This window comes from Nonomuraea sp. NPDC050536 (genome assembly GCF_044457685.1).
Classification (GTDB): Bacteria; Actinomycetota; Actinomycetes; order Streptosporangiales; family Streptosporangiaceae; genus Nonomuraea.
Genome location: NZ_JBITHD010000029.1, coordinates 41707 through 54322 on the forward strand (window position 1 = coordinate 41707; position 12616 = coordinate 54322).

Sequence of the window (12616 nt, forward strand, 5' to 3'; positions counted from 1 at the left end):
GCGCTGCTGGTTCAGGCATCCTCCAGGCTCACCCGATCCAGGCGAGGCTGCGCGGGCTGGTGCGAGGGGAGAGGTACTTGGCTGGCGTTGCGGATGGCGCGAGCCACCCGTCCACGCCACGGCCAGCGTCGCGCGGCGAAGGCGCGGCTGTAGAGGCGGCACATGTCCAGCCGCCAGGCCAGCTGCCCCTCTCCGGGGTTGAGCGGCCAGGCGTCGTCCGGCGTGATCGGGTGCGACTGGCTAGGGTCATGCTGGGCCAGGACGCTGCCGATCCACGCTGCGTAGGTTGCCGCATCCAGGCGCTCTTCGGGTACGTGCGCCTGGATCAGCTGCTCGCGTATGAGCGCCAGGGCGTTCGGTGTGCTGATCTCCTTGAGCCATCGCAGGCCCTCGAGAATCACGGTGTCCCGGGCGATCACTTCATTGCCGATGGTGTCGGCAGGCACGTCGACCCGGACCAGATGCTCCCCGTTGGCGGTCTTCAGATCCCGCCACAGGGGAGTGACGACGCGCAACTCCCGCTGCGGGCCAAGATCATCCAGTGCAGGAAGCAACGTCCCCACGAATCCCACGACGTACCCGGGGAAGTTGGCGTACACGGTGAAGGTCTCCGACCAGGGCCAGGTAACGTCCATCCCGACAACCTGAGGGACCACGTAGGCCAGCGTGTACACAGAACGCGCCATGCACACGATGGTGGTGATCGCCAGGGTCCAGTACCCGATGCTGAGCCACTTCCTTGCCGAACGCCGCCCCAGGAGGGCAAACGTCGTGATGATCGTCACGAAGTAGACGGTGAGCAGCCCCTCATACAGGCCTAGGAACAACATCTGCGCGTCGTCGGCGCGAAACTCGCCCACCGCGCGGTAGGTCTGGGCCAGGGACAAGTCAGAGCCGAACGCGATCACCACGAGAGCCACACACACCGGAACGGTGACGAACCAGGGATACAGCAGCCGCATCAACCAGCGCCATTGTCGGAAGCTGGCCCATGAGGACAGGCCCTGCCAGGAGAGATTGGCCCAGCACATCACGCTGGTCATCGCGAACACGGCCAGGACGGCCTGCAAGGACAGCTCGAACGGAGCGCTACCGGACAGGCTCGCGAGCGTCGCCGACAGCCGGGTTTCTTCGAGGGTGACGCTAATGCTCCCGGCGAACAGGGCTATCGAGAGCAAGAAGTAGTGCGGAGAGCGGGCGATGCCCGTGACCCGCGCGATGACCACTACCCCTATCAGCACCAGCCCGGCCACCACCAGCGGCGGCACTGACATGTCGGTCAGTCCTTTCTGCCGAAGGGGTTCCGCAACCCAATGGCCATACGAGCTGCCATGCTCCCGTCCTCATCGGCCAGGCCCTGGCGAAGCTGCTCACGGAAGATGTAGGCGAAGATCTCCGCCCTTTCCTCACGCGGGCCCCGGAAATAGGTGCGCCCTCCCATGATCGTGTGGACGGACTCCATCCCCCCGAACTCCAGCAGCGGGCCCACATCAGCGATCATCTCCGCCAGCGCCTCCCGCTGCTCCCGGTCGAGGGCTTCCCCACCGACGGGTTGGTCGAGCATGTGGCCGAGCTCGTGCGCGAAGTAGGTCACCTGCAGGTCCGGAGGGATCGACGGAGCCTTGGCGTACAGGAGCATGTCGCAGATCTTGTCCGGGTCGAGCGGGTCCGGCCCTTGAAACCAGAAACCACTCCCGGACTTGCAGCCGGCAGCGGTGACGGCGCCGCCGCGCACCGACCCGCTGGGGCCGCTGCGCCTTGACCCGCTGGGTTGGAAGGGCACCGCGATCACGCGCTGACCACGGAACTCGCTCAGCCTCGCGCAGAAGTCGTCAATGTCGAAAGGTGATCGCGCCAAGCGCAGAATGTCGGCGTGCTCGGCGCGTAGTGCCTGGTGGGACGTCACCGAAAGTCTCCCGTCAAGCTCCGTCATCGCTGGGGTTGGACCGCTGGGCTTTGAAGGCTTTCAGCGCGCTGATCGCCACGCCGACCGCCATCTCGACCATCTCGACGTCGCCCCCTGCTTCGTCATCCAGTCGACCAGCAAGCAGCCTGATGCGATCATTCTCAGGCTGCTTCATCACGGCTTCGGCCCTCTTCATCTCCCGGGCGCCGATCAGCATGCGCACGGCTTTCGCCGGGTCGTTCCGCCCCTCGATGAACAGGTTCTCGACAGCCTGCTCGCCAGAGGTCAAGATCGTCTCCGGAAGGCCGTAGGCCATGGTGATCTTCCGCAGCGTCTCGACCATAGGGTTCGCCTCCCCCATGCGCTTACGCTTCCCCTCTCCGGTACGCCTGCGCTTCGCCTCTTGTCCGCGTAGACGGGTAAGCGTCGCGTCACTGACGTGGCTTGCCTGAGCGAGGGCATTCTGAGTTGGGAAAGGCGCACCGGTCGCCGGGTCCGGCATGTGGGTAAGCAGCCACTGGAGGCGCTCCCCAAGGGGGACGGACCATCCAGCATTGTGAGCTGACACCGGAGCTTCTCCTCCACTGCCCGCCACGGGTGGCACGGGCGTCGGGATCAACGATCACCCGCCGACACTACTCGTCATTTTCGCCGACGAAAAGCCGTAACGATTGAGGACGCAACCCCCGAAGCGCTTCTCGCCATTCATGGCGATGACATGGCGGTGATAGGTCGGTAACGACCTCGCCTGGACACCCGCTCTTCCTCCGAGGTCAGTCCAAGTGGGTGGCGTATTCGTGCCGGACCCGATTCAGAAGCTCAATCGATGAGTCAGGCTGCATCGCCGCGTGGGAGAGCATGGCGAACATCTGCCGCCAGCCCTCGACAGTGGGCAGATCGGTGACCACCGTATCGCCGTCGGTCACCAGCACGTCACTGCGATGCGGCTCCGTGAAGCGCAGGATGGAGAAAGCGGTGACGTCTACGACGGCGGCCGGCTCGGCCAGCGGCAAGATCTGCACCGTCACGCCTGCCGGATCCTTGGCCTGCTCGATGAGCCTGTCCAACTGCGCGAGATGCACGCGCGGACCGCCCACCATGCGGCGTAGCACGCTCTCATCCACCAGTACCCACAGCTGGCGCCCAGAGCCGAGCACCCCTTCTCGGCGCATCGCGGTGACGCCAACGACTTCGTCCGGTGTCAGCGGCGCTTGCGAAGGTCTGAGCATGCGTTCGGCGATCGCCCGAGCGTAGTCGTCGGTCTGCAGCGGCGCCGGCAGCACATGCCCGCCGTACATGGACACCACTTCGGCCTGCCGCTCGAGCCCCAGCAGCGCTGCCTGCCGTACCCATGCCGGTGAGTCGGGCTCGCTGATGAACGTCCCCAGCGCATCCGCTCGCCGCGCCAACTCGATCACGCGCATGACCACGGCCTGCGATTCCTCGCTGAGTCCCGCGGCAGCCACGGCGATCTCGCTGAGAGGGCCGGGATCTTCACCGATGAGCCACCCCACGCTCTTGCCCAGGTAGTCGGCCAGAGCACGCAACACCTTCAGCGTCGGGTTGGCGGTGGGGTCTCGCTTGAGCATCGTCAGGTACTGGCTGGTGACGTCCAGGCCACCAGCGTCGGTGAGGTCAGCGGCCAGTTGCCGGTAGCTGATGCCGCGCTCTTGCACCGCGTTGTGCAACCGCTCGCCCAGATTCGCCACCGACCGCCACCTCCAGCTCAGATAGCCCCACAGCGTACGCGGTTCCCCAATCCCGCCAGCGACAAGTGGCAGTTGACACACAATCACCTTGTTCAGCACTATCGTCACTTGCGTGACAAGTGTCACTAGCCATCGGGTGGGAGTAAAGGGATGAGGAGGACTCTCCGGTCGCGGACATCTCGTGCGCCGATTGCGGTCAGCGTCATGCGCGTAGCCGGGCGTGGATCGGCCCCTGGCCGTGACCGGAGCGGCAGGCCCTGGGATCCGCCCCACCCGTCTCGTCCCAGGGCCGCACGCTGCCCGGTACGGCAGGCAGAGCCGCGATGAGCGGCCTGCCGCCGTACCGGCTCACCAGCGGCTACCACCAGCGGCGGGTACACCCGCTGCCCGACCTGTGGGATCTGATCCGCATCGGGCTCGAGGGCGGTTGGACGCAGCGCGACCGCCGCCCCGCGGCCGACATCCCCGTCCAGCATGGCCCGTTGCCCACACTGGGGGAGGGGCAGAGCGCGGTCACGTGGCTGGGGCACTCCTCGGTCCTCCTGCAAGCCGGCAGCCGGACGGTCCTGGTCGACCCGGTCCTGTCGGAGTCGATCCCTGGCCTGATCCGTCCCCTGCGGCGACTCACCCCGCCCGGCCTGGCCATCGAGGACCTGCCGCTCGTCGACGTCGTGCTGCTGACGCACGACCATGTCGACCACTTCGACAAGCCCACCCTCACCCTGCTGGCTGCGCGCAACCCCCGTCTGAAGGTGATGGTGCCGCGTGGGCTGGGCCGCCGCTGGCTGCGCCGCCTGCCCGTGCGAGTGGTGGAGCTGGACTGGTGGCAGCACACTCGCGCCGGCGAGCTCACCCTGACCTGCCTGCCCGCGGCGCACTGGTCCGGCCGCACCCCGTGGGGGCTGTACCGGAGTCTGTGGGCGTCCTGGATGATCACGGATCCGTCCGGCCGCCGGGTCTACCACGGCGGCGATAGCGCCCGCGGCTCCCATTTTCTCCAGATCGGTGCCTGCTTCCCCGGTATCGATCTGGCTCTTCTTTCGGTCGGCGCCTACGCCCCGCGCTGGTTTCAGGCCTCGGCGCACATGGACCCGCGTCAGGCGGTCCAGGCCTGCCTCCAGCTCGGCGCGGCGCGGATGCTGCCCGTGCACTGGGGCACCTTCGTCCTGTCTCGCGAGCCGATCACGGAACCGCCCCGGCTGACCCGCCACTGGTGGCAGCGGCACGGCCTGGCGGCCGAGCGGCTCTGGACGCTCGGCATCGGCGAGAGCCGCCTCCTGCCCGCCCGTGACCACGCCGGGCTCAAGCCGGGATCGCGGCGACCAGCGGCTGCCCCCATCACAGAAACGATCTTGGATTGATGATGACCGCTCACCTTTGCCTCGGCGACATCCACACCACACCCGGACCACAGACCCGGATGCTGTCGCGCTGGTCGGGGTTACGGCAGGTCGACGCCAGCCTCGGACATGGGCCGTGGCTGTCCGAGCAGCGGTGTCGCGCGGGAGCGATCACGCCGCGGAGCCTTGCCGACATCGACACCGCGCTGAACACCGTGGCATGCCGATGAGCGCCCCCACCGTGCAGGCACACGCCGTCGTCACATCGCGCTTGGCGGGTCCAGGGGACATCGCTCTGGCGCGCACCGGGACAGTCGGAGCGCAGGTGCACGTGGTGGAACAGCCCACGGCCGAGGTACCCGTTGTGCACCCACAGCCCGTAGAGGACGCGGCGCGCGAGTTGGCTCCGGCAGGGGCCTGGCTCCATCTGGAGGCCACCTCGCCCGTCCCTGCGGCATGGCAGGACGCACGGGAGCGTACCCAGCAACGGGCGCGGCAGATCGCCGCGATGCTAGCCGGCGTCCACCCGACAGGGCAGATGCTGGCCTACAACCCCACACCCGACCAGCTGCACTGCCAGGCGGGCCTGGCCATCGACGGGCAGACGATCTATGCAGCGTGCAGCAGCCTGCCGGATCCGCTGCCGCGGCCCGCTCCGGCCGCGCTGATCTCCGGGGTGTGCCTGGGTTCCGCCCGCGCCACTCAGCTGATCACCGCCACGGGCCGTGTCCCGGGCAGCAAGGCCTACACCGTCACCGACCCGGTCACCGGATTGACCGACGATGAGGGGCTGACGCTCGCCGAGTACGACAGCTGTGCCCGGCTGGCGCTGCTGCTGCGCGCCGCACCCGCCGACGCGCCGATCATGTGGGTGATTCCCCGCGTCACCTACTACCTGCCCCTGCTGGATGTGGCCTGGCGTGGCCTGGCCGACATCGAGCTGGTGCGTCTCGGCTGTGCGCGTGTCGACGCCTCCCACATGCGGCTACAGGCCCTGGCCCGCGGCATGCTGGACCGGCCCTCGCACGCGGATGCGGAACGACTGGAGCGCGTCGGCGAGCTGATTCACCAGGCCCTCGCCCGAGGCGGCCTGCCGCGCTGGGAAACGATCGTGGCGACGGCTGCCGAGGACGAGGTGCTGGGACGGCTGATCGCGCACCGGCCGCCTCGGTCGGGACGTCAGCTGGCGCAGCTGGCCTGGTCGGCGCCCTACCTGCGCGCCGCCGCCCAGCATGACGGGCTGCTGCTGGCGGTGGAGGATCCTCGCGAGCAGCAGGTCCTGCGCGAGGCTCGCCAGCAGGCCCGCGCCCTGTATCCGGCATTGACGGGCCGCATGGCAGGCCTCTACCCGACGAGCGGCATGTGGGTCCGCACCAGCGACGGGCTGGTCACCGACAAGTTCTGGGACGATCCGGGCCGACGAGCCCGCACCACCGACGGCCGAATCCTGGACCTGGCCGAGCTCGCGCTCGCCCAGTACGGCGCGCCGGCTGCTCACGTTGTCGAGGGGGCAGCGTGAGCAGCCGGCCCGCTCAGCTGGCCTGCCCGGTTCCGGCGCACCACTGGCCCGCCGCGTTCGCGGCGGCGCCCGCCCCCGGGCGGGCCCGGCCCCCGGCGCTCCGGGGGCGGCGGCCTCGCGCGGTGGCGCTGTTGTGCCTGGCGGCCGGGTGCTGGGCGCTGTACACGCCGATCACGTCGGCGGCCCTGACTCGGCACACGCCGATGCCGCTGCTGCTGGTGGGGCAGGTGGCGGTGGCCGCCATCGTGATGTGGCTGGTCGTCGCGCTGCGCGGCCACCGCCGCGTGCCGCATCTGCGCCGCGTTGTGCTGATCAGCGCGCTGGACCCGGCGGGCAACACGACGCTCTGGGCGGTCGCGCTGACCTCGGTGCAGGCAGCCGAGGGCTCCTTGCTGGCCACCTCCGAGTGCGTACTGGTGGCGGTGCTGGGCGTGCTCATCTTGCACGAGCGGCCCGCCGTCGCGAGCTGGGCCGGGCTGCTGGTGTGCCTGCCGGGGCTGTGGCTGCTGGCCGGGATGCCCGTCAGCCTGGCGCTGTCGGCCGGTGTGGCCCTGTCGCTGGCCTCCACCACCGCCTCGGCGCTCTACTGCACGGCCGTCGCCTGGATGAGCCGCACCACCAACACCCTCATGACCACCTTCACGGCCTGGCAATACACCTTCGGCCTGCTCTGGCTCCTGCTCGCCGTCGCCGTGATCGCGCCGCTGCGCGAGCAGGCCACGATCGCCGCCCTCGGCCAACTGGACCCGGGGGCGGCGGCGCTGACCGTGCTGGGCGGTCTGCTGCTGGGCACGGCCACGCTCCTGTACAACATCGCCGTCCGGTCGATCTCGATCACCGAGGCCGGGATCGTGCTCAACCTGATCCCGGTCGGCGGCGCCGTCATCGGCGTGCTCTGGCTGGGCAACACGCTGACCCTGGCCGCCATCGCCGGGGGCGCGATCACCTTCGCCGGGATCGTCCTGTACCAGGCCGGGCCGGCGCTGATTCGCCTCCAGCGCCGCACGCGCGGCTGGGCCGACCGCGCCCCGCTCCCATTCGTCTTGTCCGCTCGGAAGGACCACAGCGATGATCACTAAAGATTCGCCTCATCCACACGCCGATGATCACGGCCTGCAGCGCCGCGGCGCCCTGGCTGCCATCACCCGGCTGGTTCGCCCACCCCACGTGCTGATCAACCGGCACCTGCGGGCCCTGGCCGAAGGCCTGGACCAGGACCTGTACACAGAGGTCCTGGTCCGGCTGTACGGCTGGCATGCCCCCGCGACCGTCTGTCTGCAGCAGACCACGCGCCTGCTCGAGCAGCCGCTGCCGCCGCGGGCGCTGGCTCGGATCGACGCGCTGGAGGCCGACCTGGACGAGCTCGACGTCCCGTCGGCCGCACGTGAGCAGCTGCCGCGCTGCCGGCTCGCGCCGCCGCAGACGCGTGGCCAGGCTGTCGGGCTCGTTGTCACCCTGGCTGGGGCCGCGCTGGGTATCGCCCACCTGGTGCCTTGGGCCAGCCCGCACGCGGCGCTGCCGACGCGATTTCTGCGCGATCGGGGCCTGCTGACCTGGCAGCAGATGGCGCAGCAGTTGGAGGCGCTGCCCAAGCAGAGTCGAGCGCAGGCGGGTACCGCCGCGCTGGCGTACATGACGACACTGGCCGACTGGCTGGCTCCCCTGGCCAGCCCCGCGCACCGCTCGGGAGGAGCCCGATGAGCGCGACCGCCGCCACAGCCGACGCGGTGGCGGCCGATGACGGCCTGGCCGGACGGGTGGCGATGGTCACCGGCGCGGCCGGCGGGATCGGTGCCGCGGTGGCCGCCGCCCTGGCCGACGCCGGTGCGAAAACGTGCGTTTTAGACGTGCGTGAGGATGCGCTGCGCGCGGTGGCCGGGCAGATCCCGGGAGCCCAGCCGTATCCGGTCGACGTCATCGACGTGGCGGGCATGGCGGCCGCGGTGGCGGCGATCGAGCGGGAGGTCGGCCCGATCGGCCTGGTGGTGTCGGCGGCCGGCGTGCTGCACCCGGGCGCCCTGGCCGACACCACCGCCGATGACTGGTGGCAGATGCAGGAGGTCAACGCGTATGGCGTCTTCAACGTGATCAAGGCCGTGGCGCCCGCCATGATGGCGCGGGGCGGCGGCGCGATCATCACGATCGCCTCCAACGCGGCCCGGGTGCCGCGCGCGGGCATGGCCGGCTACGCCGCGTCCAAGGCCGCCGCGATGCAGCTGACGCTGTCGGCCGGGCTGGAGCTGGCCCCGTACGGCATCCGCTGCAACGTGATCGCCCCCGGCAGCACGGACACCCCGATGCTGGCCGCCCTCGGCGGCGACCCGGTCGCCGGCGACCCCGACCGCTACCGGCTCGGCATCCCGACCGGCCGCATCACCCGCCCGGACGAGATCGCCCAGGCCGTGCTGTTCGTGGCCCGCTGTCCGCAGATCGCCCAGGTCACGCTGACGATCGACGGCGGCGCCAGCCTGTCCGCCTAGCCCCTCTGCACCCTCTGCCCGAATCCGAAGGAGCCGATCATGGCCCTCACCCTCCCCGACGCCGCCCTCGAGACGGGCGCCGCGGCGGCGCACCCCTCTGCCCGGTTCCTGGCCGGGGCGCAGGCCGCGCGCGAGCAGTACCCGCAGCTGCTGGCCGGCTTCGACGCGACCTCCACGGTGTTGTTCAGCGGCGACACCTACACCCTGCTGGCCACCGGCCACCGGCTGGCCTCGGCACGGCTGGCCGACCTGCCCGAGCAGGTCGCGGCCGCCCAAGCCGACGGCCAGGTGCTGGTGGCCGGGGCGATCAGCTACGACAGCGGCTCCAGCGCGCTGCTGGCGTGCGAGCAGCCCCGCTGGCAGGGGCCGCTGCTGGAGCCGATGGGCTGCTACCGGTGCGGCCACCGCTGGGACAGCATCACCGCCGATCCGAGCCCAGAGCACTACCAGAAGATGGTCCGCCGAGCTCGTGACCTCATCCGCGCCGGGGATCTGGACAAGGTGGTGCTGGCCCGCTCGATGACGCTTCGCGCGCCCTGGCCGGTGGGCGTGCACGAACTGCTGGCCCACACCATCGGCCGCGGCCGGCACACCTACTGCGTGCCGCTGGCCACCGACCGGCTGCTGGTCGGGGCCAGCCCGGAGCTGGTGATGGCCCGGCACGGCGACGAGGTCACCGCTCAGCCGCTGGCCGGATCGGTGCCGCGCGTCATCGGGGACGCGTCCGCCGACCAGAAGCGCGCCGACGGGCTGCGCCGCTCGCGCAAGGATCTGGCCGAGCACCGCCTGGTGGTGGACGCTGTCGCCGCGGCGCTCGCACCGTACTGCGCCGAGCTGGACGTCCCCGACACCCCCGACCTGGTGCGCACGCCCACGCTGTGGCATCTGGGCACCAGCATCCGCGGCCGCCTGGCCGCCGGCGTCTCCTCCCTGCACCTGGCGGCCGCGCTGCACCCCACACCCGCCGTGTGCGGCACTCCGACCGATCGCGCGCGGGACCTGATCGCCGAGCTGGAGCCGTTCGGGCGCGGCTGGTATGCGGGCCTGGTCGGCTGGCAGGCGCCCGGCGGCGACGGGGAGTGGGCGCTCACCTTGCGCTGCGCTGTCCTGGACGGCGGTACCACCCTGCGGGTGTGGGCCGGGGCGGGCATCGTCGCCGACTCCGACCCCGCCGCCGAGCTGGCCGAGACCGACGCCAAGTTCGCGACCCTGCTCGGGCCGCTGCGCGCCACCACCTACCCCGACCCGGCCGTGCCGGTCGTCTGAAACCCACCCCTTCTGAAGGGAGTTCCACCGTGGGCATCCCCACGCACGTGTCCTACCCCCTGCCCCCCAAGGCGCCGCTGAGTGAAACCTCCTGGCGGCTGGACCCCAGCCGGGCCGCCCTGCTGGTGCACGACCTGCAAGAGCACTTCATGCGGCCCTTCGACGTCGATGACAGCCCACGCGCCCCGCTGACCGCCAACGTGTTGTCGTTGCGCGCGATGTGCGAGGCGCGCGGCGTCCCAGTCGTCTACTCAAGGCAGCCCCACAGCCAGACGCCCGCCCAGCGAGGTCTGCTGTATGACCTGTGGGGGCCGGGCATCACCAACGAGTCCGGCGCCGCGCTGATCGACGCGCTGGACCCGGTCCCACCCGGCCAGCAGATGACCAAGTGGCGCTACAGCGCTTTCGTCCGCACGGACCTGGCCGAGCGGCTCGCCCAGGAGGGCCGCGACCAGCTGATCATCGTCGGCGTCTACGCCCACATCGGGATCCAGGCCACGGCCGCAGACGCGTTCATGCGCGACATCGAGCCGTTCGTGGTGGTCGATGGGTGCGCCGACTTCTCCCTCGGCCACCACGTGCAGGCGATGACCTACATCGCCCAGCGGTGCGGCCGCGTGCTGACCACCCAGCAGGCGATCTCTCAGCTGAGCGGACGATCGGCCCCGGCGCCCAGCAGCGCATCGGTTCCTGCTTGACCCTGGATGTCCTCCTTCTTCCGGGCCGGGCGGGCCGATGGCGCGCCCGGCCCGACCTGTGTGTCAAGGGAAGTGCCCATGTCCTCCACCACGTCGCCCGCCACGACACCATCCGCCGCTGCTGCGACGCCGTCGGCGACGAGTTCCGCGCGGTCGAACCGGCATCGGCGGCGCCGCCGTACCAGCGGGAGCTCTGGCCGCGGGCTGGCGCTGATCTGCGGGCTGGTGGCGCTGCTGGTGATGGCCGACATCATCGCCGCCACCATGGCCATGCCCGCCCTGGCCGCCGACCGGATCGCCAGCGGGGCCAGCGCCACGACGTTGGCGTGGCTGCCCGCGGCCGGGCTCGTCCCGCTGGCAGCGCTGCTGCCGCTGGCCGGGCGCCTGGCCGATCGCGTCGGGCACCGCCGCCTACTGATCGCGGGCCTGAGCACCTACGCGGCAGGCGCCATCGCCTCGACGCTGGCAACCGCCTGGCCGCTGCTGCTGGCCGGGCGGATCCTGCAGGGCATCGGCGCGGCCGCCGTCTTCCCCGCGGCACTGGCCCTGCTGCTGGCCAGCCGGAAGGCTGAGCGACGCGCCGCCGCGGTGGCCTTGTGGCACGCCGCCGCCAGTCTCGGCGCCGTCGCCCTGCACGCCGGCGGCGAGCACCTGCTGGCCGTCGCGGGCTGGCGCGCTCTGTTCGGCGCGCTGGCCGCCCTCGCCCTAGGCCTGCTGGCCGCCAGCCCGCTGCTACCCGCCAGCCGCCCAGCGCAGCGGCGCGCCCGGCTCGATCTGCTCGGCACCGTGCTGCTGGCGGGCGGGCTAGCCACGCTCGTGCTCGCGGTGTTGCGCGCCCCGGTGTGGGGATGGGCCTCCCCGCTCACGCTCGGCTGCGCCGGGGCCGCGCTTGCCCTGCTCGCGGCAGCCGTCGCCCACGCCCGCCACCACCCCGATCCCGCCCTGGACCTGAGCCTGTGGCGGCTGCCCGGTTTCGCCGCCGGTTGGAGCGTCACGCTCGTGCACGGCACGGCCACCTTCGGCCTGCTGGCCATGCTCCCGCGCCTGCTGGGCGAGATCGGCATGCCGCTGCACTGGCTGCTGATCGCCTCGCTGGGGATGCTGGTGGCCAGCCGAGCGGCCGGGCCGCTGCTGCGGCTGCTGGGCGTCAACGGCGTGACCTACGCGGCCGCAATGGTGCTGGCGATCGGGTGCCTGATCGGCCTCGCCCAAGTGGCGCCGCACCCGGCCAGCGCGATCGCCCTCGCGCTGATCGGGATCGGCCTGGGCGCGCTGGCCACGGCAGGCATCGCCCACGGCAGCCTGGCCGCGCCCGCCCACCGGCACGGCACCGTGATCGGCGCGCTGAGCACCGCCCGCATGATGGGCGGCAGCCTCGGCATCGCCGCCTCCGCGCTCGCCCTGGACCGGCCCGTTCTCGGCCCGCCCCAGCCGGGCTACGCCACCGTGCTGGCCGGCGGCCTGCTGCTGGCCGCGCTGATCGCCGGACTCGCCCTCATCCAGGCCACCTACGCCGCCTACGAGGTGCACGAGCTCGCCCTGGCCGCAGTCCTGGCCGAGGTCGGCGAGCTGCGCACGCTCATCGCCGTCCAGCAACGGCTGTGGCAGCACGTCGACCAGATCGCCCTGCGCCAGCTCACTCACCCTGCCACGCCCCGACCGGCGCCGACGGCATGGCCACCCGCACCCTGACGCTGC

General features: G+C 71.2%; 13 protein-coding genes. 9 read left to right on the forward strand and 4 right to left on the reverse strand.

Going from position 1 to position 12616, the window contains the following annotated elements; all coding sequences use genetic code 11:
* Positions 1-11: 11 nt before the first annotated feature.
* From ACIBHX_RS46700 to ACIBHX_RS46715, 4 genes are all read right to left on the reverse strand, one after another.
* Positions 12-1274: a hypothetical protein gene (locus tag ACIBHX_RS46700; RefSeq protein WP_397074757.1), complete on the reverse strand. Its 1263-nt coding sequence runs from the start codon at positions 1272-1274 to the stop codon at positions 12-14.
* Between the two features lie 5 nt (positions 1275-1279).
* Positions 1280-1906, reverse strand: a complete 627-nt coding sequence (locus ACIBHX_RS46705; RefSeq protein ID WP_397074759.1) for a hypothetical protein — start codon at positions 1904-1906, stop codon at positions 1280-1282.
* Positions 1907-1919: 13 nt separating this feature from the next.
* Complete coding sequence (locus ACIBHX_RS46710) at positions 1920-2249, reverse strand: hypothetical protein (RefSeq protein WP_397074761.1); 330 nt, start codon at positions 2247-2249, stop codon at positions 1920-1922.
* A gap of 430 nt (positions 2250-2679) precedes the next feature.
* Complete coding sequence (locus ACIBHX_RS46715; protein WP_397074763.1) at positions 2680-3615, reverse strand: helix-turn-helix domain-containing protein; 936 nt, start codon at positions 3613-3615, stop codon at positions 2680-2682.
* Between the two features lie 323 nt (positions 3616-3938).
* Here ACIBHX_RS46715 and ACIBHX_RS46720 point away from each other — a divergent pair, with 323 nt between their 5' ends.
* The 9 genes from ACIBHX_RS46720 (at position 3939) to ACIBHX_RS46760 (ending at position 12610) form a co-directional block, all read left to right on the forward strand.
* Complete coding sequence (locus tag ACIBHX_RS46720; RefSeq protein WP_397074765.1) at positions 3939-4976, forward strand: MBL fold metallo-hydrolase; 1038 nt, start codon at positions 3939-3941, stop codon at positions 4974-4976.
* 2 nt (positions 4977-4978) lie between these two features.
* Positions 4979-5185 carry a hypothetical protein gene (locus ACIBHX_RS46725; RefSeq protein ID WP_397074766.1) on the forward strand — a complete coding sequence of 69 codons (207 nt, stop codon included), beginning with the start codon at positions 4979-4981 and terminating at the stop codon, positions 5183-5185.
* Between the two features lie 104 nt (positions 5186-5289).
* Positions 5290-6474 (forward strand): hypothetical protein, encoded by a 1185-nt coding sequence (locus tag ACIBHX_RS46730; RefSeq protein ID WP_397074768.1) that lies wholly within the window; start codon positions 5290-5292, stop codon positions 6472-6474.
* Positions 6471-7553, forward strand: coding sequence for a DMT family transporter (locus tag ACIBHX_RS46735; RefSeq protein WP_397074770.1), 1083 nt, complete (start codon positions 6471-6473; stop codon positions 7551-7553). Before ACIBHX_RS46730 ends, ACIBHX_RS46735 begins: the two co-directional genes overlap by 4 nt.
* On the forward strand, positions 7543-8175 hold the full coding sequence (locus ACIBHX_RS46740) for a hypothetical protein (RefSeq protein WP_397074772.1): 633 nt from the start codon (positions 7543-7545) through the stop codon (positions 8173-8175). The genes ACIBHX_RS46735 and ACIBHX_RS46740 overlap by 11 nt, the downstream gene beginning before the upstream one ends.
* Positions 8172-8954, forward strand: a complete 783-nt coding sequence (locus ACIBHX_RS46745; protein ID WP_397074774.1) for an SDR family NAD(P)-dependent oxidoreductase — start codon at positions 8172-8174, stop codon at positions 8952-8954. Before ACIBHX_RS46740 ends, ACIBHX_RS46745 begins: the two co-directional genes overlap by 4 nt.
* A 39-nt stretch (positions 8955-8993) precedes the next feature.
* Complete coding sequence (locus tag ACIBHX_RS46750) at positions 8994-10220, forward strand: isochorismate synthase MenF (protein WP_397074776.1); 1227 nt, start codon at positions 8994-8996, stop codon at positions 10218-10220.
* A gap of 29 nt (positions 10221-10249) precedes the next feature.
* On the forward strand, positions 10250-10918 hold the full coding sequence (locus ACIBHX_RS46755) for an isochorismatase family protein (protein WP_397074778.1): 669 nt from the start codon (positions 10250-10252) through the stop codon (positions 10916-10918).
* 78 nt (positions 10919-10996) lie between these two features.
* Positions 10997-12610 carry an MFS transporter gene (locus ACIBHX_RS46760; protein ID WP_397074780.1) on the forward strand — a complete coding sequence of 538 codons (1614 nt, stop codon included), beginning with the start codon at positions 10997-10999 and terminating at the stop codon, positions 12608-12610.
* Positions 12611-12616 lie beyond the last annotated feature (6 nt).

Coding starts and splice junctions, on each gene's coding strand:
- ACIBHX_RS46700 (WP_397074757.1), bottom strand. CDS start 1,274: ATGTCAGTGCCGCCGCTGGTGGTGGCCGGGCTGGTGCTGATAGGGGTA.
- ACIBHX_RS46710 (WP_397074761.1), bottom strand. CDS start 2,249: ATGGTCGAGACGCTGCGGAAGATCACCATGGCCTACGGCCTTCCGGAG.
- ACIBHX_RS46720 (WP_397074765.1), top strand. CDS start 3,939: ATGAGCGGCCTGCCGCCGTACCGGCTCACCAGCGGCTACCACCAGCGG.
- ACIBHX_RS46725 (WP_397074766.1), top strand. CDS start 4,979: ATGACCGCTCACCTTTGCCTCGGCGACATCCACACCACACCCGGACCA.
- ACIBHX_RS46740 (WP_397074772.1), top strand. CDS start 7,543: ATGATCACTAAAGATTCGCCTCATCCACACGCCGATGATCACGGCCTG.
- ACIBHX_RS46745 (WP_397074774.1), top strand. CDS start 8,172: ATGAGCGCGACCGCCGCCACAGCCGACGCGGTGGCGGCCGATGACGGC.
- ACIBHX_RS46750 (WP_397074776.1), top strand. CDS start 8,994: ATGGCCCTCACCCTCCCCGACGCCGCCCTCGAGACGGGCGCCGCGGCG.
- ACIBHX_RS46760 (WP_397074780.1), top strand. CDS start 10,997: ATGTCCTCCACCACGTCGCCCGCCACGACACCATCCGCCGCTGCTGCG.